Source organism: Saccharopolyspora sp. 6V, from assembly GCF_020176785.1.
GTDB lineage: Bacteria > Actinomycetota > Actinomycetes > Mycobacteriales > Pseudonocardiaceae > Saccharopolyspora_C > Saccharopolyspora_C gregorii.
Window position 1 is genome coordinate 1 of record NZ_JAIUKB010000106.1, and the last position, 21,531, is coordinate 21,531.

General features: G+C 74.2%; 20 protein-coding genes and 1 pseudogene. 8 read left to right on the forward strand and 13 right to left on the reverse strand.

Annotation, left to right across the window (positions count from 1 at the left end; all coding sequences use genetic code 11):
• Nucleotides 1-117: 117 nt before the first annotated feature.
• Together LCD35_RS20450 and LCD35_RS20455 are read right to left on the reverse strand one after the other, a co-directional pair.
• On the reverse strand, nt 118-318 hold the full coding sequence (locus tag LCD35_RS20450) for a DUF4177 domain-containing protein (RefSeq protein ID WP_224957924.1): 201 nt from the start codon (nt 316-318) through the stop codon (nt 118-120).
• Between the two features lie 128 nt (nt 319-446).
• Nucleotides 447-1,667 carry an NADP-dependent isocitrate dehydrogenase gene (locus LCD35_RS20455; RefSeq protein WP_224957925.1) on the reverse strand — a complete coding sequence of 407 codons (1,221 nt, stop codon included), beginning with the start codon at nt 1,665-1,667 and terminating at the stop codon, nt 447-449.
• A 176-nt stretch (nt 1,668-1,843) separates the two neighbouring features.
• On the opposite strand from LCD35_RS20455, the gene LCD35_RS20460 reads away from it, so the two are divergent.
• The 3 genes from LCD35_RS20460 (at nt 1,844) to LCD35_RS20470 (ending at nt 3,488) form a co-directional block, all read left to right on the forward strand.
• On the forward strand, nt 1,844-2,677 hold the full coding sequence (locus LCD35_RS20460) for a metal-dependent hydrolase (protein WP_224957927.1): 834 nt from the start codon (nt 1,844-1,846) through the stop codon (nt 2,675-2,677).
• 145 nt (nt 2,678-2,822) lie between these two features.
• Nucleotides 2,823-3,224, forward strand: coding sequence for a hypothetical protein (locus LCD35_RS20465; protein WP_225044683.1), 402 nt, complete (start codon nt 2,823-2,825; stop codon nt 3,222-3,224).
• A gap of 66 nt (nt 3,225-3,290) precedes the next feature.
• Complete coding sequence (locus LCD35_RS20470) at nt 3,291-3,488, forward strand: DUF1918 domain-containing protein (protein ID WP_184482931.1); 198 nt, start codon at nt 3,291-3,293, stop codon at nt 3,486-3,488.
• Between the two features lie 34 nt (nt 3,489-3,522).
• Here the strand turns inward: LCD35_RS20470 and LCD35_RS20475 are convergent, their stop codons facing one another.
• A complete protein-coding gene (locus LCD35_RS20475; protein ID WP_224957929.1) occupies nt 3,523-4,197 on the reverse strand; it encodes a TetR/AcrR family transcriptional regulator in 675 nt (224 codons plus the stop codon).
• A gap of 101 nt (nt 4,198-4,298) precedes the next feature.
• Between LCD35_RS20475 and LCD35_RS30785 the strand changes: the two are divergent.
• Nucleotides 4,299-4,622, forward strand: a pseudogene (locus tag LCD35_RS30785) (alcohol dehydrogenase catalytic domain-containing protein); the annotation flags it as partial.
• On the opposite strand, the gene LCD35_RS30790 reads toward LCD35_RS30785, so the two are convergent.
• Nucleotides 4,508-4,747, reverse strand: a complete 240-nt coding sequence (locus LCD35_RS30790; RefSeq protein WP_374108118.1) for a hypothetical protein — start codon at nt 4,745-4,747, stop codon at nt 4,508-4,510. The pseudogene LCD35_RS30785 and the gene LCD35_RS30790 overlap by 115 nt on opposite strands.
• Between LCD35_RS30790 and LCD35_RS30070 the strand changes: the two genes are divergently transcribed.
• Both LCD35_RS30070 and LCD35_RS20495 read left to right on the forward strand, forming a co-directional pair.
• Nucleotides 4,641-5,327 carry a zinc-binding dehydrogenase gene (locus LCD35_RS30070; protein WP_374108119.1) on the forward strand — a complete coding sequence of 229 codons (687 nt, stop codon included), beginning with the start codon at nt 4,641-4,643 and terminating at the stop codon, nt 5,325-5,327. The genes LCD35_RS30790 and LCD35_RS30070 overlap by 107 nt on opposite strands.
• A gap of 117 nt (nt 5,328-5,444) precedes the next feature.
• Complete coding sequence (locus tag LCD35_RS20495; protein WP_224957930.1) at nt 5,445-6,287, forward strand: DUF4253 domain-containing protein; 843 nt, start codon at nt 5,445-5,447, stop codon at nt 6,285-6,287.
• Between the two features lie 217 nt (nt 6,288-6,504).
• Here LCD35_RS20495 and LCD35_RS20500 read toward each other — a convergent pair whose 3' ends face one another.
• The 4 genes from LCD35_RS20500 to LCD35_RS20515 all read right to left on the reverse strand — a co-directional run bounded on the left by LCD35_RS20500 (nt 6,505) and on the right by LCD35_RS20515 (nt 9,947).
• Nucleotides 6,505-6,801: a DUF3017 domain-containing protein gene (locus LCD35_RS20500; protein WP_224957931.1), complete on the reverse strand. Its 297-nt coding sequence runs from the start codon at nt 6,799-6,801 to the stop codon at nt 6,505-6,507.
• Between the two features lie 70 nt (nt 6,802-6,871).
• Nucleotides 6,872-7,723, reverse strand: a complete 852-nt coding sequence (locus tag LCD35_RS20505; protein WP_224957932.1) for a bifunctional methylenetetrahydrofolate dehydrogenase/methenyltetrahydrofolate cyclohydrolase — start codon at nt 7,721-7,723, stop codon at nt 6,872-6,874.
• Nucleotides 7,724-7,767: 44 nt separating this feature from the next.
• Nucleotides 7,768-8,721, reverse strand: coding sequence for a DMT family transporter (locus tag LCD35_RS20510; protein ID WP_224957933.1), 954 nt, complete (start codon nt 8,719-8,721; stop codon nt 7,768-7,770).
• A complete protein-coding gene (locus LCD35_RS20515) occupies nt 8,718-9,947 on the reverse strand; it encodes an MFS transporter (protein ID WP_225044684.1) in 1,230 nt (409 codons plus the stop codon). Before LCD35_RS20515 ends, LCD35_RS20510 begins: the two co-directional genes overlap by 4 nt.
• Nucleotides 9,948-10,209: 262 nt before the next feature.
• Between LCD35_RS20515 and LCD35_RS30330 the strand changes: the two genes are divergently transcribed.
• Nucleotides 10,210-13,455, forward strand: a complete 3,246-nt coding sequence (locus LCD35_RS30330) for a glycohydrolase toxin TNT-related protein (RefSeq protein ID WP_304621311.1) — start codon at nt 10,210-10,212, stop codon at nt 13,453-13,455.
• A gap of 84 nt (nt 13,456-13,539) precedes the next feature.
• Here the strand turns inward: LCD35_RS30330 and LCD35_RS20525 are convergent, their stop codons facing one another.
• The 3 genes from LCD35_RS20525 to LCD35_RS20535 form a co-directional block, all read right to left on the reverse strand.
• Nucleotides 13,540-14,139 carry a pentapeptide repeat-containing protein gene (locus LCD35_RS20525; protein WP_224957944.1) on the reverse strand — a complete coding sequence of 200 codons (600 nt, stop codon included), beginning with the start codon at nt 14,137-14,139 and terminating at the stop codon, nt 13,540-13,542.
• Between the two features lie 73 nt (nt 14,140-14,212).
• Nucleotides 14,213-14,416: a hypothetical protein gene (locus tag LCD35_RS20530; RefSeq protein ID WP_224957946.1), complete on the reverse strand. Its 204-nt coding sequence runs from the start codon at nt 14,414-14,416 to the stop codon at nt 14,213-14,215.
• A gap of 130 nt (nt 14,417-14,546) precedes the next feature.
• Complete coding sequence (locus tag LCD35_RS20535) at nt 14,547-15,008, reverse strand: universal stress protein (protein WP_224957948.1); 462 nt, start codon at nt 15,006-15,008, stop codon at nt 14,547-14,549.
• Nucleotides 15,009-15,065: 57 nt separating this feature from the next.
• Here LCD35_RS20535 and LCD35_RS20540 point away from each other — a divergent pair, with 57 nt between their 5' ends.
• Nucleotides 15,066-16,367: an ArgE/DapE family deacylase gene (locus LCD35_RS20540; RefSeq protein WP_225044685.1), complete on the forward strand. Its 1,302-nt coding sequence runs from the start codon at nt 15,066-15,068 to the stop codon at nt 16,365-16,367.
• Nucleotides 16,368-16,560: 193 nt separating this feature from the next.
• Here the strand turns inward: LCD35_RS20540 and LCD35_RS20545 are convergent, their stop codons facing one another.
• Together LCD35_RS20545 and LCD35_RS20550 are read right to left on the reverse strand one after the other, a co-directional pair.
• A complete protein-coding gene (locus tag LCD35_RS20545; RefSeq protein ID WP_225044686.1) occupies nt 16,561-19,851 on the reverse strand; it encodes an error-prone DNA polymerase in 3,291 nt (1,096 codons plus the stop codon).
• Nucleotides 19,848-21,506, reverse strand: coding sequence for a DNA polymerase Y family protein (locus LCD35_RS20550; RefSeq protein ID WP_225044688.1), 1,659 nt, complete (start codon nt 21,504-21,506; stop codon nt 19,848-19,850). Before LCD35_RS20550 ends, LCD35_RS20545 begins: the two co-directional genes overlap by 4 nt.
• Between the last annotated feature and the right edge of the window lie 25 nt (nt 21,507-21,531).

The following is a 21,531-nucleotide window of genomic DNA, read 5'->3' on the forward strand; positions in this document are numbered from 1 at the left end:
CGAGGACAGCGTTTTCGCCTGTGGCGGAGCCACCGGTGAAAACGATCCCGCAGCGGGGGAACCGCTGAGGTTCCGCCACCCACCCAGCCTCGCAGAACGAGGGCGAAGACCAGAAGATCAGACCTCGCGTTCGAAGGTGATCAGGAGTCCTTCTACTCCGCCGGGCCCCAGCCGCCCCTTCACGTCGGCGCCGGTGATGGTCTTCATCCGCCAGCCGTCCGCGGCGTGCTCGTTGAGGACGCCTTCGAGCTTGTCGCCGGACATCTTGCCGCCGAGCCACTTCTCCCGGAGCTCCACGACCTTGTACTGGTACGGCATCCGTTCCTCCTCCGCATCGGGTGCTGCGGTGATCTCATCACGGGGCCGCTCCGGAACGCGAAAACGCCACTCCCACCCCGGGAAGCGGGGCGAGGGTGGCGCGTTCAGCGGATGCCTTCAGGCGAAGATCAGCGGTCGGCCATCTTCTTCTGCAGGTTCTCGTCCAGCGAGGCCAGGAACTCCTCGGTGGTCTGGTAGCCCTGGTCGCCGCCGACGAGCAGCGCCAGGTCCTTGGTCATCTTGCCGCTCTCGACGGTCTCGACGACGACCTGCTCCAGCGCCTGGGCGAAACCGGTGACCTCCGGGGTGGAGTCCAGCCGGCCGCGCTGCTCCAGGCCGCGGGTCCAGGCGAAGATCGACGCGATCGGGTTGGTCGACGTCGGCTTGCCCTGCTGGTGCTGGCGGTAGTGGCGGGTGACCGTGCCGTGCGCGGCCTCCGCCTCGACCTTGCCGTCCTCGGTCATCAGGACCGAGGTCATCAGGCCCAGCGAGCCGAAGCCCTGCGCCACGGTGTCGGACTGCACGTCACCGTCGTAGTTCTTGCACGCCCAGACGTAGCCGCCCTCCCACTTCATGGCCGTGGCGACCATGTCGTCGATGAGGCGGTGCTCGTAGGTCAGGCCCTTGGCGTCGAAGGCCTCCTTGAACTCGTTCTCGAAGACCTCTTCGAAGACGTCCTTGAAGACGCCGTCGTAGGCCTTGAGGATCGTGTTCTTGGTGGACATGTACACCGGGTACTCGCGCTCCAGCCCGTAGCGGAAGGACGCGCGGGCGAACTCCTCGATGGAGCGCTTGTAGTTGTACATGGCCATGGCCACGCCGCCGTCGGTCGGGAACTGCGCGACCTCCTGCTGGATCGGCTCGGAGCCGTCCGCGGGCGTGTAGGTGATGGTGACCGTGCCGGGGCCGGGGACCTTGAAGTCCGTGGCCTTGTACTGGTCGCCGTGCGCGTGGCGGCCGATGATGATCGGCTTGGTCCACGTGGGCACGTAGCGCGGGATGTTCGAGATCACGATGGGCTCGCGGAAGATGACGCCACCGAGGATGTTGCGGATGGTCCCGTTCGGGCTCCGCCACATCTTCTTCAGGCCGAACTCCTCCACTCGGGCCTCGTCCGGCGTGATCGTGGCGCACTTGACGCCTACGCCGTGCTGGGCGATGGCCTTCGCGGCGTCCACCGTCACCTGGTCGTCGGTGGCGTCCCGGTGCTCGATGCCCAGGTCGTAGTAATCGAGGTTCACGTCCAGATACGGGTGGATCAGCTTGTCCTTGATGAAGGACCAGATGATCCGGGTCATCTCGTCGCCGTCGAGCTCGGCGATCGTTCCCTGGACCTTGATCTTGCTCATGTGGCGGGGTGCTCCTCTCGCGAGAATGCAAGCGGTACAAGCGTACTGCTATCGGTATCGATTGTGCCCCGGCCCCGGCTCCCGCGACACCGCCCTGAGACGAAAACGCCCACCCGGCCACTCGCCGCGAGATCACCTTCTAGGCTCGCGGAGGCCACGATCACGGGGAGGCGGCTTTGTCGACGGGACCCACACACGCCATGAGCGGACTGGCCGCGTGGGCGGCAGTGACCGCGCTCGCCGACCAGCACCTCATCGGCCAGCTGTCCCCGAAGACGTGGGTCGTCGGCGCCACGCTCGCGTCCGGTGCCGCACTACTACCCGACATCGACCACCCCAAATCCACCGTGGCCAGCACCTTCGGCGCGCTGTCCCGGGGCGTGTCCGCGATGTTCAGCGGGTTCAGCGGGTTCATGTACCGGCTCACCCGCACCAAGCACGACAGCGACCGGGAGGGCACGCACCGCGGGTTCACCCACACCGTCGTGTTCGCGGTGCTGGCCGGGCTGGTCACCACCGCCATCGTGCAGAGCACCAGCTCGATCGCGATCGGCGTGCTCATGTTCACCTTCGCCGGGCTCGCCGTGCGCGGCATCATGCACACCTGGAACCCGCGGCGGGACGCGCTGCTCATCGCGGTGGCCTCGCTGGCGCTGACCGCGGCCTGCTGGGCGTGGACCGGCGACCAGCCCACGGAGGCGGCGGCGCTCGGCGTCGCGGTGATCCTCGGCTGCGTCATGCACTTCCTCGGCGACGCCATCACCGAGCAGGGCTGCCCGATGCTGTGGCCGATCCCGCTGGACGGCCAGACCTGGTACGCGGTGGCGCCGCCGAAGGCGATGCGGATGCGCACCGGCGGCAAGGTGGAGATGGTGCTGGTCGGCCCCGCCCTGACGATCGTCGCCGTGGTGCTGGGCGCGGTGGTGCTCTACCGCGTCGGCGCCGCCCCGTGGATCGCGACGCTGGACCTGCCGCCCGAGGTCATGCGGTGGCTGACGCCGCGCCCCTGACCGCCGATCACCCGCTCCGGCGCGGCGGGGCGCCTCGCTGCGCCGACCGCGTGGAGTGACGCACAACGCCCACCACGGCACGAGTCGCTCGATAAGGTGATGAGCAGGTGGCGCGCGGGCGCCGACGAACCCTCGGGGGAGATCGATGCGAGCCGGTCGGCAGCTCATGGTCGCGGCGGCGCTGGTGCTGCCGGTGCTCGCCGGGTGCGGGCAGCTCCAGGAAGGCCGGGACCGCCTGGACCAGGCCCAGCAGGGGCTGGACAAGGCCACCGCCTGCGTGGACGCGCTCGAAGCCGCCGGCTACACCCCGAACCTCGCCGACGTGGAGCAGGCGCAGGACGACGCCCGCACCAAGGCCGACGAGATCAGCGCGCTCGCCCAGCGCGTCGGCGACCGGACCCTGCAGGACCGGCTGCTCGACGTCCAAGCCTCCCTGGACCAGGTCGCCACCGGCCAGATCACGCTGCAGAACGGCCTCAACTGGTCGCAGCAGCACCTGGAGAAGACCGCCGCCGTGGCGGACACCTGCGCCGAGGTCACCGGCTGATCGCGCAGGTCAGCGGACTGCGAACCGCCCCTCCCCACCCCTAGCCTGGATGCGGAGGTGAGCGTGATGAGAGCAGCCATCGGCGATCAACTGCACGTGCACAGCCGGACGGTGGAGGAGACCGACCGCACCGGGCTGATCCTGGAGGTGCGCGGCACGGCGGGTGCCCCGCCGTACCTCGTGCGGTTCGACGACGGGCACGAACGGCTCGTCTACCCGGGACCCGACTGCATCGTCGAGCCGCGGCGCGCGCAGGAGGCCTGACCGCGGACGGGTGCCGCCCGGCACCGGGCGGCACCTACCAGGGTTCGGCGAGCAGCGCGTCGAGCTCCGCGCGGAACAGCAGCTCCGGGTCGATGCCGGTCCCGGCGAACTGGCCCTGCACCTCCAGGCTCAGCACCCCGTGCAAGCGGGTCCAGGCCACCGCGCCGCGCCGCAGCGCCGCGGGCGGCAGCTCCTCCCCCGACCGCTTCGCGCGCAGCGCGATCAGCTGCTCGTCCAGCTCGGTGCGCGGCGGCGGGTCGGCGGGTACCAGCTCCGCGAACAGCGCCTGCAGCGCGCGCAGGGCGCGGTCGGCGAGCTCGTAGGTCTCCTCCGGCGCGGCGTATCCCGGCACCGGCGTGCCGTAGAGCAGCAGGTAGCGGTGCGGCTGCGCCAGCGCCCACCGCCGCCATTCCAGCGCCACCTCCCGCACCCGCCGGGCCGGCGCCTTCCTGCGGTGCCGTTCGGCGGCCCCTTCCACCGCCTCCGCCACGTCCCGGTAGGCGTCGACGATCAGCGCGCTCAGCAGCGCGTCCCGGTTCTCGAAGTAGCGGTAGAGCGCGGGGCCGGTGATGCCCATGCGCTTGGCGATGGCGTTCACCGAGATGCCCGCCGGGCCCGATTCGGCGAGCTGCTCCAGCGCCACCTGCTTGGCCTCGGCGCGGGTCTGGTCGCGGTAGCGCTCGCGGGGGCTGCGCTGGGGTGCGGACATGCGGTGCGGACCTCCCTGTTGACAGCGCGATGGTAACAGGGGCACTCTTTCGTTAGAAGCTCTCACGTTCGTTACGTAGTCTCACCCCTGGAGGTTCGACCATGACCACCACCGCGATCACCGGCCGCGAACTCGTGCTCACCGGGCTCGGCGCCCCGCAGGACGTGCTCACCAGCAGGGAGACCGAGCACGCGGCGCCCGGCGCAGGCCGCGTGCTGGTCCGCGTCGAAGCGGCCGGGCTCTCCTTCGCCGAAGTGCAGATGCTCGGCGGCCGCTACCCGATGCAGCCCGCGTTCCCCTTCGTGCCCGGCTACGACCTCGTCGGCGAGGTCGTCGCCACCGGACCCGGCGTCACCACCTGCCGGCCCGGGCAGCGCGTCGCCGCGATGACCCGCACCGGCGCCTGGGCCGAGCACGTCGAGCTCGCCGCCGAACTCGCGGTGGTGCTGCCCGCGCAGGTACCCGCCGACGAAGCGGTCGCGCTGGTCACCAACGGCGTCACCGCCTGGCAGCTGCTGCACCGCAGCGCCCGCGTCCCGCGCGGCGGCACCGTGCTGGTGCACGGCGCGGGCGGCGGCGTCGGCAGCACCTTGCTGCAGCTGTGCCGGCTCGCGGGCGTGCGCGCCATCGGCACCGCCTCCGGGCACCGGCACGAGCGGCTGGCCGGGCTCGGCGCCGAACTCGTCGACCACCGCACCGAGGACGTCGGCCGCCGCGTCCGGGAGCTCGCACCGTCCGGAGTGGACGCCGTGTTCGACCCGCTCGGCCCGGACAGCCTCACCCGCTCCTGGGAACTCCTCGCCCCCGGCGGGCGGCTGATCAGCTACGGCAGCGCGGGCACCCTCGACGACGCGGGCTCGTGGTGGAAGCCGTACGCGGACGTCGCCCTGCGCATCGCCCGCTGGGAGGCGCTGCGGCTGCTCGGCCGGGCCGGCGGGCGGCGCGCCCGGATGTACTACGTGCGGGCCGACGGCCGGTACCGCGACGACCTCGCCGGGCTGCTCCGGATGCTCGCCGACGGCGAACTGCACCCGTTGATCTCGCACCGGCTCCCGCTGCGGGACGCCGCCCGAGCCCTCGACCTGCACCGATCGGGGAAGTCCACCGGGAAGATCGTGCTGCTGCCCTGAGGCCGGGCCTGCCGCCGCGGCGGTGCGGATCACGAAAAGGCGGCAGGTTCACCGACCGCCCGGCGCCCCTGATTAGGGTGGGCGCGGCGTGACGTCCGGTGAGGAGGCGGTGACGAGTTGCACGACGACCAGGCCACCGAGACCCCTGCCGACCTCTCGGAGCTGCTCGCCAGAGCCTCCGGCGTCGCGCCCTCCGTCCCGCTGCCCGACGGCGAACTGCTCACCGAGCAGTCCACCCGCGCCAACGGGGACGAGCCGCCGCTGTGCTGGATCAGCTTCGACCGGCCGGCGCCGCGGCTGCTGGGGGCGCTGCGCGCCGACCACCGGCGCACCGGGCTGTGGCCGCTGCTGCTGTGCGACGACACCGAGACCTACGGCAGCCGGTGCACCGTCGGCGTCGTGCCCCCGGAGCCGCTGGAGCACATCGACCTGTGGCGAGCCGAGGACGTGATGCTGCGGATCTGGGAGGGGCTGTGCCGGGCCGACGACGACCTCGGCCCCGCCTACGACATGGATTCGCTGGCGCCGTTCGACGCGAACTGCCCGGAGCTGGCGCCCGCCGGGAACCTGCTGGCCGACCCGGACATCCTCGCCAACCAGCAGGCCACCCGGTTCGTCGACGACGAGACGCGGCTCGGGCTGGTGCCGGTGCGGCGCGGGTCCGACGTGCTCACCGTGCTCGGCTGGTCCGGGGCGGCGAACCACGTGTCCCGCACCGCGGGCATGTCGGCGCTGCTGCGCAGCTGGGAGGACCGGTTCGGGGCGCGGCTGCTGCGGCTCGGGCCGGACCGGCTGGACGTGAGCGTCGCGGCCCCGCCGCAGGACCCGGCGCACGCCACGTCGGTCGCCGCGGAGCACTGGGCGTTCTGCCCGGACCGGGTCCTGCAGGACGCCGGCAGCATCGCCTCCTACGCCCGCGAGATCCGCGCCCGCCGCACCTGGTCCTTCTGGTGGGAATGAGCGAGCTCGCCCCGGCTTCGCCGTTCTTCCCGTCAGCGGCGAAGCCGCTGAGCAGCTGACCACAAGAGCAACCGGACCACCCGCGGGTTCTCAGCGGGATTCTCGCGAGGACAGCTTTTCCCTCGTGGCGGAGCCACTCGGGAAAAAGATCCCGCAGCGAGAATCCCGCTGAGGTTCCGCCACCCCACCACCGGGCCAAGACGAGCGGGGACCAAGCTCAGAAATCCAGTGGGCCGCCGACGATGGTCACTGCTACGGCTAGCAGCACCAACCCGAACCCGCCGTAGAGGATCAGGTCGACCGTGCGGGAGCGGACCGCGATCAGCCCCACCTGCTCCTGGGGCAGGAACGCCCGCGCGGCCGCCGCCAGCAGCAGCGCGAGGCTCAGCAGCATCGAGCCCTCCCGCCACGCGTGCATCGCGATCCGCAGGAATCCGATCGCCGCGACCAGCAGCACCAGCGCGAACGGCACGTGCACCGCCCACTTCGCCCGGTCGCCGAAGCGTTCGTTCATGCCGGCCTCCCACGCTTGCCCGAACTGCCGGGTCATCGTAGATCCGAGCCCGCGGGGACCGTCCGATCCGTCACGCGGCATGGCGCTCCGCCGCTTCCACGACGTTGGTGAGCAGCATCGCCCTGGTCATCGGCCCGACCCCGCCGGGGTTCGGCGAGAGGTGCCCGGCGACCTCGGCGACGTCGGGGTGCACGTCCCCGGCCACGCCGTCCTCGGTGCGGGTGACGCCGACGTCGAGCACCGCGGCTCCCGGCTTCACCATGTCCGGGGTGATCAGGTTCGGGCGCCCGGCGGCGGCCACGACGACGTCGGCGGTGCGGACGATCGCGGCCAGGTCGCGGGTGCCGGTGTGGCAGAGGGTGGTGGTGGCGTTCTCGCCGCGGCGGGTCAGCAGCAGGCCCAGCGGGCGGCCGACGGTGATGCCGCGGCCGACGACGGCGACGTGCGCGCCGTCCAGCGGCACGTCGTGGCGGCGCAGCAGTTCCACGATGCCGCGCGGGGTGCACGGCAGCGGCGCGGGTTCACCGAGCACGAGGCGGCCGAGGCTGATCGGGTGCAGCCCGTCGGCGTCCTTGTCCGGGGCGACGCGCTCCAGCAGCGGACCGGCGTCGAGGTGCGCGGGCAGCGGCAGCTGCACGATGTAGCCGGTGCAGGCCGGGTCGGCGTTGAGCTCGTCGAGCACCGCCTCCAGGTCGGCCTGGCTGCTGTCTGCGGGCAGGTCGCGGCGCAGCGAGGCGATGCCGACCTTGGCGCAGTCGTTGTGCTTGCCGCGCACGTACGACTGGCTCCCGGGGTCGTCGCCGACGAGCACGGTGCCCAGCCCGGGGGTGGCGCCGCGCGCGGCGAGTGCGGCGACGCGGCCGCGCAGCTCCTCGTAGATCGCGTTCTTGGTGGCTTTGCCGTCCAGGATCGTGGCGCTCACGGTTGCTCATCGTGGCAGACGCGGGCCCGGCTGGTCCGGCGGGATCACGCTCGGGCGAACCGGTCCGGCAGTGAGGCGACGGCGACCGCGACGAACGTGAGGGCGACGCCGACGACGGTGGTCAGCGGCACGCTGGTGCCGGGCGCGGGTGCCAGCAGGTCCAGCAGCAGCGCCCCGAACAGCTGGCCGGCGACCATCCCCATGCTCAGCACCAGCACCCCGGTGCGGTGCACCAGCGCGGCGGCGCCGCCGATCACGAAGATGCCGAGCACTCCGCCGAGGTACAGCCACGGCTGCGGCGGCAGCGGACCGGGCAGGCCGCGCACCGCGACCTCCACCAGCCAGGCCAGCAGCAGTCCCGTCGCCCCCACCCCGAAATTGATCACCGCGGCGGAGGCGGGCGACCCGGCGGTCTGCTTCACCCGGCCGTTCACCGCCTGCTGCCAGGCCACGCCGATCCCGGCGAGCGCGGGCACCAGGATCAGCCAGCTCGCGCCGGACCCGGTCAGCTCCTCCCACACCGCGACCAGCACCGCGAGCACCGCCAGCACCGCGCCCACCACGCGCGGTGCCGTCCCCCGCTGCGGCCCGGCGGGTCCGAGCCCGATCCGGTCCACGACGAGCCCGCTGGCGACCTGCCCCGCGACGACGGCGACGGTGAACAGCGCGACGCCCAGCGCCGCCGCCGACAGGCCCTGCCCGAACACGAGGAACCCGCCCGCGACACCGCCGAGGCACTGCCACCAGCGCAGGCCCCCGTCGCGCAGGGCCGTCCGCACCGTGCGCAGGCCCGCGCGCGCGACGGGCAGGAACGGGGTGGCCAGCAGCAGCACGACCAGCCCGGAACCGAAGGAGATCAACGCGGCCCCGAGCCCGTCCCCGAGCTGCGCGCCGAGCGCACCGTTGAGCCGCGACTGCACCGACAGCACCACTCCGACCAGCACGGCACCGGCCATGCCGAGGGCTCGGCCGCGGGTGGCGGAAGCTTCAGCACTCACGGGACGGGAGTGTCCTCCGCGGGCCGCGTCCGCACGCTCGGATGTGCGGCGAGGCACACCGCGGCCAGCGCCAGCGCGGTCCCCGCCGCCGCGGCCGCCGCGGGCCCGGACGCGTCCAGCAGCGCCCCGGTCAGCGGCGCCGCGATCGCGGACCCGACCATGCCCGCGCTCGCCAGCCAGCCGAACGCCTCCACCCGCCTGCCCGCCGGGGCGAGTTCGCCGATCCGCGCGTTGTTCGCCGCGAACGTCGGCGCGATCGCCAGGCCGCCCACCAGCAGCACCGCGCTCACCAGCCACGGCGACCCGGGATCGGCGACCGGCGGCAACACCGGCACCAGCACCGCCACGCCCGCCGCCACCAGCGCACCGCGCAGCCACAGCCGGGGCCGCCGCGCCGACGCGCCCAGCAGCAGCCCGCCGATCAGCGAGCCGACCGCCCACACCGCGGCCAGGTAGCCGGCCAGCTCCGGGGTGCCGCGGTCCCGCGCCCAGCCGACCAGCAGCAGGTCCACCGAGATCACCCCGCCGATCATCAGGCAGGTGAACCCCAGCGCCAGCGCGAACCCGCGCGCGGCGAACAGCGGCTCACCCCCGGACCGCTCTCCTGCCGCGGGCACCGCGTCGATCCCGGCCCGGCGCAGCACGAACGCGAACACGGCCGCCCCGGCCGCGCCGATCACCCCGCACCACGCGGTCGCGGCGAACGCGCCCTGCACGGCGACGACGAACGCGGCGAGGATCGGGGAGACCACGAACAGCAGCTCCTGCGCCGTGGCCTCCACCGCGAACGCGGCCTGCCGGGCCGGGCCGTCCGCGATCCGCACCCACACGGCCCGCCCCACCTGGCCCGCGGGCGGGAAGGACAGTCCCGTGGCGAACGCCACGGGAACCAGCAGCCACCACCACTGCGCGGGCAGCCGGCTGTCCGGACCTGCCAGGAACGCGATCGCGAACAGCCCCAGCCCGTAACCGCACCCCGTGATCAGGAGCACTCCGGTCGGCCCCGCGCGGTCCGCCGCCCGGCCGCGCACCGGACCCGCCACGGCTTGACCGACGGTGATCGCGCCGCCGATCACACCACCGGCCGTGTAAGAACCGGTGCGGTCCGCGATCAGGAACGTGAGCACCAGGTTGATCGCCGGTTGGTGCAATCGAGCCAGCAGACCTGCGCCGAGCAGCGTGAACGCGTGCGGAACCTGGGCCAACAACAGGTACGGGCGCAGCACGCGGTTCACTGTGCCGGTCGGCGTCCGCAACGGCCAGCGATTTTCGTACGGCGGATCACACCTGGTGGTGTGATGTCGCTCCGGACGTCCACAAGGCAGGCTTTGGAGCTCGGAACGACCCGCCCGACGATCACCGCCGCACCCACGGCGCCGAACCACTGCACCGAACTCACCCGGGACGACACACCACGAACGACCCTTCGAGTAGCGTTTTCGCGGGGCGGGGTCGGTGGGCCCGGTTGAGAGGGGGAGGATGTCACCCATGTCGCGTCTGACAGCGATCAGTCCGGAAGAGCAGGAACAGATAGCCCGCAGGATCGGCGTCCTGCTGTTGCAGGCCGCACCTGAGGACTGGCAGCAGATCACGGTCGAGTACCGCGCCACGGGCGAGTACCAGGATCTGCTCGGGGAGGTCGCCGCCCAGGACGGTGGCACCGAGCCGTGGGAGCCGCCCGAAGAGCTGTGGGGGATCTTCGAGCACCTGCGGGAAGGCATGTACCGCCCCGACGTGGGTACGTGGCTCAGCGCGCTCTACGTGGTGGAGCGCCCGTCGAGCTACCGCATCGACATCAACTTCGACGCCGAGCCGCAGTGGCAGCGCCCGCTGCCGCGCGCCGCGTACGTCGACGAGCTCCGCCGCTACCCGCGCACCGACGACAACGTGCCGGACTGGATGCGGGAGAAGCTGGACGGCGCGACCGCGCCCGCGGAGCAGGCCGGCCAGCAGCCGGAAGCGCCCGCGCAGCAGACCGAACCGCCGCGGCAGGACCACCCCGCGCAGGAGGCCGCCCCCGCTCTCCCGCGCCGGGAGTCGCGCCGCGGCGAGCAGCACGAGCCGGAACCGGCCGCGTTCGCCGCGGAACCGCCGGCGGCGGACGACCCGGACGCGGAATTCCGGACGGCGCTGGTGTTCGACGACTTCGACGACCAGGGCCGCCCGCTGGTGGCGACCCGGGCGCCGGTGCCCCAGGACGAGATCGGCGCGCTGCGCCACTACCTGGAGAACGCGCCGATCGTGCTCGCGTCCCGCGACAACGACGACGACCTGCTCGACCCGAACGCCCCCGCTTCGGTGCCCTCGACCTGGCACACCGACGGGACGTGGGTGTGGCCGGGCGCGGTGCCCTACTACCTGATGCAGTACGGCGTGCCGCCGCAGCCGGAGCTCGTCGAGCACATCCGCTCGCGCCGCTTCGCGCTCGGCGAGGTGGACGACCGCACCCGGGACGCCGCGGTGCGCGAGCTGTTCGACCAGCCCGAGCACGACGGGTACGACGAGCAGGCCACCGGCGAGACGCCGCGCGTCGAGGAGGACTACGCGGTGCGGCTGCCCGCGCCCGCCGAGCCGACCGAGATCGACCGGCCCGGCGACTCGTGGCGGGAGGAGCACGCGTTCGAGTCGAGCGGGGCGGTGCTCGGCCGCCGCGAGAAGCCCGCCGAGCGCACCCCGGCCGACGCCGAACCGCCGCTGATCACGCACGGCGAGGAACCCGAGGCCGCTTTCGAACCGGGCACCCCGGTGCTCGGGCGCCGCGAGAAGCCGGCCGAGGACTCCGCGCCGGACGCCGGGCTCCCGCTGATCACCCACGACGACGAGCCGGTCGACCAGGCTCCCGCCGGGCTCGGCCTGGACGAGGACGTGGCCGAGGAGTCCGGTTCGCGGCACGGCCTCGGCAGCGGCGCGGACGAGGACCTCGACGAGACGCAGGCCGTGCTGGCGCGGCTGCACGACCGGCTCATCGAGCTGGGCGTGGACGGCGGCGAGTACCGCGTCGGCAGCCACTCCCCCGACGCGCGCTGCCTGCTGCGCGACGAGCCCGGCTGGGTGGTGACCGCCGGCGAGGACGACCTGCACGGCGACGTCCACTTCGAGCACGCCGACCAGGCGGCGGCCTTCCTGCTCGGCAGCCTGCTGCTGTCCAGCACCGAGCCGCTGCCCGCCGCCGAGGACCAGCGGCGGCGCTCGCCGGCGGAAGCCCCGCCGGCGGAGCCGCTGCGTTCGGAGCCCTCGCGGCCGGAATCCCCGCGTCCGGAATCCCCGCGTCCGGACGCGGACACCGCGGAACCCGCCGCGCCCGCGCCGGAGCCGGAACCCGCCGGGTTCGCCACCGCGGACGGGTCCGAAGTGGAGCAGCCGGGTCGCTCGGAGCGGTTCGCCGCGTTCGGCAGCACGCCCGACTCCCCCGCGGCCGGTCTGTTCACCGACCACCGGGCGGACGAGGCCGCCGAGCTCCCGCAGCGCGGTGACCGCGCGGCCCGGGATCTCGGTGAGACCCCGGAAGCCCGGCCCGCCGAGGCGGAGGTCTTCGAGGCGCAGCAGCCCTTCGCGGCCCAGTCCGTCGACGCCCAGCCGTTCGACGCCCAGCCGTTCGACGCCCAGTCCGCCGAAGCGCAGGCGGCCGGGACCCCGGCCGTCGACGCCGCCGAAGCGCAGGCCGCCGACCACCAGGCCGAGCCGGAGCGGGAGTCCGCGGACGCCGCCGACCAGCGCTCCGCGCTCGGCGACCTGCCGCGCCGCGGTGCCCCGGCCGAACCCGCGCAGCGCCAGCCCGCGCCCGGTACCGGCGGGCACTTCCTGTTCACCGCCAACCAGGCCCCCGAGCAGGAACCCGCGGACGAGGGCGGTTTCCAGCCGGCGGCACCGGACGCGGAGGCGACCCGGTTCCAGCCGATGCCGAACGTGAACGGGGCGGCGCCGAACGGCTTCGCCCAGAACCCGGCTGCCCAGAACCCGGGGGCGCAGAACCCGGCGGCGCAGGCACCGGGTGCCCAAGCACCGGGGGTGCAGAGTCCCGTGCAGCCGGGCTCGCAGCACCCGCAGGCCCCGCAGCCCGGCCCGCAGGGCGGCCCGGCGAACCCGCCGCTGCCGCAGCGCGGCCAGCGCCCCGAGCAGGACCAGGCGGGACGTCCGGGCGCGCCCGGACCGCAGGGCCCGCACGGCGGCCCCGGCGCCGCTCCGACCGGGGGCGCCGACCGCCGTCCCGGCCCGTCCGGGCCGGGCATGGCCGGACCGCCGCGGCAGGGACCGGGACCGCAGGGCCAGGCCCCGCAGCAGGGCGAACCGCAGGGCCGTCCCGGCGGGCCGATCAAGCGCCCGCCGCAGAACGCCCCCGGTGAGCAGCCGCACCCGTCGCAGCAACAGCAGCAGACGACGGGGAACATCCAGCCGCTGCGCGGCGAACCGCCGTTGACGCTGTACCGGGACCGGCGCAACCTCGTGCTGCAGCCCGGCACCGAGCTGGACCGCTTCGGCGACCCGGCGGGCAACGTCACCTACGCGGCCCACACGCCGTACAACCAGCGGTCGCTGCCGCCGCAGTGGTCCACCCGCGGGTACGCGGCGTTCCGCGTGCAGCGACCCCTGCAGGCGCTGCGCGGCACGGCGGTGCCGTGGTTCGAGCAGCCCGGTGGGGGCACGGCCTACGTGCTGCCCGGCTCGGTCAGCGACCTCGTCGCCGACGGCACCCTCCAGGAGATCGGGGACGCCCAGCGCCCGCCGATGGAATGAGGTTCGGAGCAGGTCCGGAGAACCGGCATCGCCCCTCGCGGGCGGTGCCGGTTCTCCTTTCCCGGGGCGCGGCCCGCGGGTGGGTCAGTCGACGCGGAGGCCCTTCGCGGCGGCGAACGCCAGGGCGGTGTTCACATCCACCCGTGCGCCCGCCAGCACGCTCTGCGCGAGTCCGTCGGCGTCGATGATCGCGCCGCGCAGGTCGGCCTCCTCGAACCGGGTGCCGAGCAGCCGCGCGCCCATCAGGTCGGCCTCCCGCAGGTCGCAGCGGCGCAGGTCGGCTTCGCCGAGGTTCGCCTCCCGGAACCGGACGCCGCGCAGGTCCAGCCCGCGCAGGTCGGCGCGGCCCATCCCCGCCAGGGTCAGGTCCGTCTCCCCCGGCTTCCACTGCCGCAACCGGCAGTCCACGAAGGACGAACCGAGCAGGCTGCACCCCTCCCACCGGGAATCGCGCAGCACCGCCCGGTCGAACCGGCAGGAGCGGAACGCGCACGCCCGGATCCGCGACTCGGCGAGATCGGTGCGGCGGAAGGTGCATTCGGTGAACACGCAGTTCCGCGCGCGCAGCAGACCGAGGTCGGCATCGGTGAAATCGCAGTGCGCGAATTCACGGCCGTCCCATTCCGCACCGGTCAGCACCGCGTCGGAGAAGTCCTCGCCGAGGGTGCGCAGATCCTCTTGCATGCGGCCAGCTTCGCAGAAAGCACCGACGGTCCCGGCCGCGCGTCCGGCTTTCGCGGCGGTGCCGGGCGGCCGCTCAGCTCGGCGGCTGCAACCCCGGCAACCTGCCTGATCCGCCGCAGTGCGGGCAGCTCCGCCATTCGCCCATCGACATGCCCGTCTCGGTCTCCCGGGTGGCCTGGATCGCGTACAACCGCGGTTCGCTCACCTTCCGGAAACCGGCGCAGGTGAAGCACACGGTGTTCGGCCCTTCCTCGAATCCGGGCCCGTCCTCGCTCATGCCCGACATCCTCACACGGATGGACCGGTGATGAGGCCAGTTCAACGCGCTCATCCGCACTTCCGCCATTCGGCGGTATCGGCACCACGCACAGCGAATTGATCGAACTTTCAATTAATAGTGGGAATGATCAGGGGACCACGACGACCGGCCGCACCGCTTCCACCACCAGCGTCGCGGGCACCGTGCCCAGCAGTCCGCCGCGGCGCCGGGACCGGCCCACCACGATCAGGTCGGCCCGGTACTGCTCGGCGACCTGCTCCAGGCCCACCGCCGGATCACCGCGGTGGTGCACGAAGTCCCAGTCGATGTCGATGTAGCGCAGGTGCGCCACGACCTCCTTCTTCAACTCCTCGACGAGGCTCTCGGCGGCTTCGCTGGCCACCGCCACCCCCATCGGGGACCAGTAGGCGACGCCGCCCACGGCCTCCACGTAGACCAGGACGAGGCGCGCTCGCTCCCGACGGGCCAGTCCCGCCGCCCACGAGGCGGCGTGGAAGCTCGCCGGGCTGCCGTCCATGCCCACGACGATGCCGCCCAGCCCGTCTTTCCCGATCTCGAACTCGCGCTCGATCTTGTCGCCCTCGGCCACGCCGGAATGGTAGTAGCAGCCCTCCAGCGCCCGACGACCATGCGCCACACTCGGGTCGTGACCACCTCGCGCAGCAGCACTGAGCACGGCGAACCCGCCCGCACCGACCTCGAACGGGCCGCGCTGGCGGCCATCGACCTCGACGGGGTGCTGCGGGACCTGCGGGAGCTCGTCGCCATCCCCAGCGTCGGCGGCAGCCGCGGCGAGCAGGACGCGCAGCAGTGGTGCGCCGACCGGCTCCGCGGGCTCGGGCACCGGGTGGACCACTGGCGCATCGACCTCGACGAGCTCGCCGCGCAGCCCGGCTTCCCCGGCCAGGAGGCCGAACGGGACGTGGCGCACGGCTGCGTCGGCGTCCTCGGCGACGGCGAACCGGCGCTGGTGTTCTGCGGCCACACCGACGTGGTGCCGCCCGGCGACCTGGACCGCTGGCCGGACCGCGACCCGTACGCGCTGCGCGTGCACGACGGCGTCGCCGCCGGCCGCGGCACCTGCGACATGAAGGGCGGCATCGCGGCGTTCCTCGGCGCCCTGGAGGCGCTGCGCACCGCGGGCATCCCGCTGCGGCGGCCCGTCGGGGTGCACGCGGTCGTCGGTGAGGAGGACGGCGGGCTCGGCGCGTTCGCGACGTTGCGCCGCGGGCACCGGGCGCAGGCCGTCGTGCTCGCCGAACCCAGCGGGGGCGATGTCGTCGCCGCCAACGGCGGCTCGCTCACCTTCCGGCTGGAAGTGCCCGGGCAGAGCACGCACGGCTCCACCCGGCTGCGCGGGGTGAACGCGGTCGACGGGCTCGCCGGGCTGCTGCCCGCGCTGCGGGAGCTGGAGGCGCGGCGCAACGCCGACCCGGATCCGCTGGTCGCACACCTGGACCTGCCGTACCCGCTGTCGGTCGGCGTGGTGCGCGCCGGGGACTGGGCCAGCACGGTGCCCGACCTCGCCGTCGCCGAAGGCCGGTACGGGGTGCGGCTGGACGAGGACCTCGACACCGCGAAGGCCGAGTTCACCGCCGCCGTCGCCGAAGCCTGCGCCGCCGACCCGTGGCTCGCCGAGCACCCGGTGCGGGTGAGCTGGCCCGGCGGCGTGTTCGCCAGCGGGCGGCTCCCGGCGGGCCACCCGCTGCTGGACGAGACCCGCGGCGCGATCGGCGGCGCGGGCGGCGCGGAACCGCGGGTGCTCGGCGCCCCCTACGGCACCGACCTGCGCCTGTACGCGGCCGCCGGCGTGCCGACGCTGCAGTTCGGCCCCGGCGACATCCGCTACGCGCACGCCCACGACGAGCACGTGCCCCTCGCCGACCTGGAGCAGGCCGTGCGCACCTACGTGCTGCTCGCCCTCCGCCGCTGCGAACCGGCCGGCTGACCATTCCTGTCAGCGGCGAAGCCGCTGAGCCAACGACCACCAAAGCAACCGGACCACCCGCGGGTTCTCAGCGGTTTCCTCGCGAGGACAGCGATTTCCCTCGTGGCGGAGCCACTTGGGAAATCGATCCCGCAGCGAGGGAACCGCTGAGGTTCCGCCACCCCACCCCCTCGCAGCAAAGGGGGAGCAGCAGTCAACAGAAGTCGCGGGATGTCGAGGGAATTCTCATGTCGAGGCGCTGCAAGCGGTCCGCCCGCAGGTTCACCACCCCCTCGGAGCGCTCCACCGTCCCGCGCACCAGCAGCGCCGCGCTGCCCCGCGCCACCGAGCGGTAGCGCGCCCACAGGCCCGGCGAGCACACCACGTTGACCATCCCCGTCTCGTCCTCCAGGTTCAGGAACGTGATGCCGCCCGCCGTCCCCGGGCGCTGCCGGTGCGTCACCGCACCGCCCACCAGCACCCGCGTCCCGTGCGCCACCTCCGCCAGCCCCGCGGCCGGGACCGCTCCCCAACCGTCCAGGCGGGACCGCACGAACTGCACCGGGAAGCTGTCCGGCGACACGCCCGTCGCCCACACGTCCGCCGCGGCCAGCTCCACCCCGTCCATCCCCGGCAGCACCGGCGCCGCCGCCGACACCGTGGTGCCCGGCAACCGGTCCGGCCGGTCCGCCGCCGCGGCGGCCGCGTTCCACAGCGCCTCCCGGCGGGACAGGCCGAAGCAGCCGAACGCGCCCGCCGTCGCCAGCGCCTCCATCTGCGGCGCCGACAGGCCCACCCGCCGCACCACGTCCGGCAGGTCCGCGAACGGGCCGTGCTCGGCCCGCTCCGCCACCAGCCGCTCCGCGACGGCCTCGCCGACGGTGCGCACCGACGCCACGCCCAGCCGCACCGCCTGCCCGCCGTCCGAACGCTCGTCCGGCTCCAGGTCGGCGCGCACCCGGCTCGCGTTCACGTCCGGGCCCAGCACCCGCAGGCCGTGCCTGCGCGCGTCCGCGGCCAGCGACTGCGGCGAGTAGAACCCCATCGGCTGCGCCTTCAGCAGCGCCGCGCAGAACGCCGCCGGGTAGTAGCGCTTGAACCAGGCGCTGGCGAACACCAGCAGCGCGAAGCTCAACGCGTGGCTCTCCGGGAACCCGTAGTTCGAGAACGCCAGCAGCCGCGCGTACACCCGCTCCGCCAGCTCGTCGCCGATGCCGTTCGCCGCCATGCCCGCGAACAACCGGTCCCGCAGCCGCCGCATCCGCGTTCCCGAGCGCTTCGCGCCCATCGCCCGGCGCAGCTCGTCGGCCTCCGCGGGCGCCCCCCCCCCCACGTCCACCGCCAGCTGCATCAGCTGCTCCTGGAACAGCGGGACGCCCAGCGTCTTCGCCAGCGCCCCCGCCATCAGCGGGTGCTCGTAGTCCCACTCCTCCAGCCCGTTGCGGCGGCGGATGTACGGGTGCACCGAACCGCCCTGGATGGGGCCGGGGCGGATCAGCGCCACCTCCACCACCAGGTCGTAGAACTCGCGCGGCTTCAACCGCGGCAGCGTCGCCAGCTGCGCGCGACTCTCCACCTGGAACACGCCGATCGCGTCGGCGCGGCGCAGCATCTCGTACACCGCGTCGTCGGCCAGGTCCAGCTCGCCGAGGTCCACCCGGCGGCCGTGGTGCTCGGCGACCAGGTCGATCGCGTAGTGCAGCGCCGAGAGCATGCCCAGCCCCAGCAGGTCGAACTTCACCAGCCCCGCGGCGGCGCAGTCGTCCTTGTCCCACTGCAGCACCGTGCGGCCCGGCATCCGCGCCCACTCCACCGGGCACACCTCGCTCACCGGCCGGTCGCACAGCACCATGCCGCCGGAGTGGATGCCCAGGTGGCGGGGGAAACCGATCAGCTGGTCCGCCAGCTCCCGCACCTGCGCCGGGATCTCCTCGTCCGCGGGCAGCTCGTGCCAGGACTCCACCCGCTTGCTCCACGCGTCCTGCTGGCCCGGCGAGTGGCCGAGCGCCCGCGCCACGTCCCGCACCGCCGACTTCGGGCGGTACGAGATCACGTTCGCCACCTGGGCGGCGTGCGTGCGGCCGTGCAGGCCGTACACGTACTGGATGACCTCCTCGCGGCGGTCCGACTCGATGTCCAGGTCGATGTCCGGCGGGCCGTCCCGCTCCGGGGCGAGGAACCGCTCGAACAGCAGCTCGTAGCGCACCGGGTCCGCGTTCGTGATCCGCAGCGCGAAGCACACCGCCGAGTTCGCCGCCGAACCCCGGCCCTGGCACAGGATGTCCTGCTCCTGGCAGAACCGGACGATGTCGTGCACCACCAGGAAGTAGCCGGGGAAGCCCAGCCGTTCGACCACCGCCAGCTCGTGCTCCAGCTGCCGGTACGCGGCCGGGTTCCGCTCCGGCGGGCCGTAGCGGTCCAGCGCGCCCCGCATCGTCAGCTCCCGCAGGTGCTGGGCCTCCGTGCGGCCCGGCGGCACGTCGAACGGCGGCAGCCGCGGCGCCACCAGCCGCAGGTCGAACGCGCACTCCCGGCCCAGCTCGGCGGCCGCGGCCACCACCCCCGGGTAGCGGGCGAACCGGCGAGCCATCTCCGCGCCGGACCGCAGGTGCGCGCCCGCCGACGGCGGCAGCCAGCCGTCCAGCTCGTCCAGGCTGCCGCGCGCCCGGATCGCCGCCAGCACCGCGGCGAGCCGCTCCCGCTCCGGGGAGGGCAGGTGCGCCGCCGTGGACGCCACCGCCCGCAGCCCGCGGCTGCGCGCCAGCTCGAACAGGGCGTCGTTGCGCACCGAATCCTCCGGCAGCCCGTGGTCGGTGAGCTCCACGGCCACGTTCTCGGCGCCGAACAGCGCCACCAGCCGGTCCAGCTCCGCCGCGGCCGCGGGCGTCCCGCCCTCGGTCCACGCCGCGCGCACCGCGCCCTTGCGGCAGCCGGTCAGCACCAGCCAGTGCCCCGCGGCCTCCGCCGCCAGCTCCGCCAGGTCGTAGTGCGGGCGGCCCTTCTCCCCGCCGCGCAGCTGCGCCGTGGTGATCGCCCGGCACAACCGGCGGTAGCCCTCCGGGCCGCGGGCCAGCACCAGCAGGTGCCGGTCCGGCGGGTCCGGTTCGCCGGTGCGGGCGGAAGCCCGGCCGCCGCCGCTGCCCAGGCCCAGTTCAGCGCCGAAGAGGGTGCGCACGCCGTGCTCGGCGGCGGCCTCCGCGAAGCGCACCACCCCGTACATGCCGTCGTGATCGGTCAGCGCCACCGCTTCCAGGCCGAGACGGGCGGCTTCGGCGACCAGCTCCTCCGGGTGGCCGGCGCCGTCCAGGAAGCTGAAGTGCGAGTGCGCGTGCAGCTCCGCGTAGGGGACTTCGGCCGGCCCGGGTTCGCCGCCGGCCCCGTGGGGCGCGCGGGTCCGCTCGGGGTCGTCGTCGGCGGGATAGCGCTCGTCGCGCGGCGGGGGGCCGGCGCCGGACAGCGCCTTCTCCAGCTCCGACCAGCTCTGCGGCGGGTTGAACCAGCTCATCGGTACACCCCCTGCACCCACCAGGCGGCGTCCTCGTGCACCAGCAGCAAGGCCACTTCGCCCGGGTCGTCCTGGTCTTCCTGGTCGTGCCGGTCGTGCCGGTCGTCCTGGCCGCCGCCGGCCCGGGATTCGTCCGCTCCGGTGTCCGGGGCGAGGACCACCTGCAGCCGCACGATCAGCGGCGCCTCCCGCCTGCCGGGGCCCTGGTCCCACCAGCGTTCCCGCAGCGGCCACGGACCGGCCCAGCCGACGATCTCCCGGCCGCGACCGCGCACCAGCACCCGCCGGGGTGGCGCCGTCAGCTCCGCTCGCGCGGTGAGCCGCACCGGTTCTCCGGACTCGTCGAGCACCGTCGCGGGCCACGGTTCCTCGGGCAGCACCGACGGGGACGGCGCCGGAATCCGCCCCGGCCACGGGCGGTCCGGTTCCAGCCGCGGGTGGCGTTCCGCGCCCCACGGCACCAGCGTCACGCGGTCCCGCGCGTCCCGACCGCCGGAGGGCACGCCCACCAGCACCCGGTCCGGCCCGAGCAGCCCCTGCACGCGCACGAACGCGCGTCCCGCACGGGCGTCGGCGGCACCGGTCGCCGAGCGCACCAGGTCCAGTTGGAGCCCGCCCGCACCCACGACCTCCTCCGGGGACAGCGCCAGCACCGCCACCCCCGAGGTGGGGCGCGGTTCCCGCGACCGGGCGCTGAGCCAGCCGTCGAGCTGCCAGCGCACCCGGTCCACGGTGTCGGCCGGGGTCAGCGGTTCCGCGCACCGCCACACCCGGTGCAGTTCCTCGCCGTGCTCGGTCCGCGCGGCGATGCCCAGCCGCGTGCAGGCGACGCCGCGGTCCGCCAGCAACCGGTGCAGCCGCTCGGCCAGCGCCTTCGCCGCGAACGCCGCCGCGTCCACCCGATCGACCGGCGGGTCCAGCCGTTCGGTGACCGTGAGCTCCGGTTCCGGGCGGCGCCGGTCCGGCGGGCGTTCCTCCTCGCCGCGCGCGGAGCGCTGCGCCAGCAGCGCGTCGGAGCCGAAGCGGGTGGTGACGTCGCCGGGGGGCAGCGCGGCGAACTCGCCGAGCGTGCGGATCCCCAAGCGCCGCAGCAGGTCCACCAGTTCCGCGCGGTTCGCGGTGAGCCGCTGCGCGGGCTGGTCGATCTCGCCGATGCCGAGCGGAGCGAGGAACTCCCGGCTCCCGCCCGGTGGCACCAGCACGCCGCGCCGGGCCGCGAGGACCCCGGCGAACAGGCCGTCGGCCGCGCCCACCTGGCATTCCACCCCGGCCCGCGCGGCGACCTGGTCGACGAGCCGTTCCGCGGCGGTCTCCTCCGCCCCGAAGTAGCGGGCGGGGCCGCGCGCGGGCACCGCCACCAGCCCCGGACGCACGACCTCCACGCCCGGGGTCAACTGCTCGACCGCGGCCACCACCGGTTCGAACAGCCGCGCGTCCCGCGCCGGGTCGTGTTCGGACACCACGAGTTCCGGGCACCGGCCCTGCGCTTCCCGGCGCCGCATCCCGCGCCGGACCCCGTCGTCCCGGGCGGTCGCCGAGCAGGCCAGCACCCGGTTCGCGGTGAACACGGCCGCGGGTGCCAGCGGGTCGAGGTCGTCGGCGCGGGAGGCCGCCACCACCGGCCAGTCCGGGCACCACACCAGGAACCGCCGCACCGCGGAGTCGTGCCCCGCGGCCGGA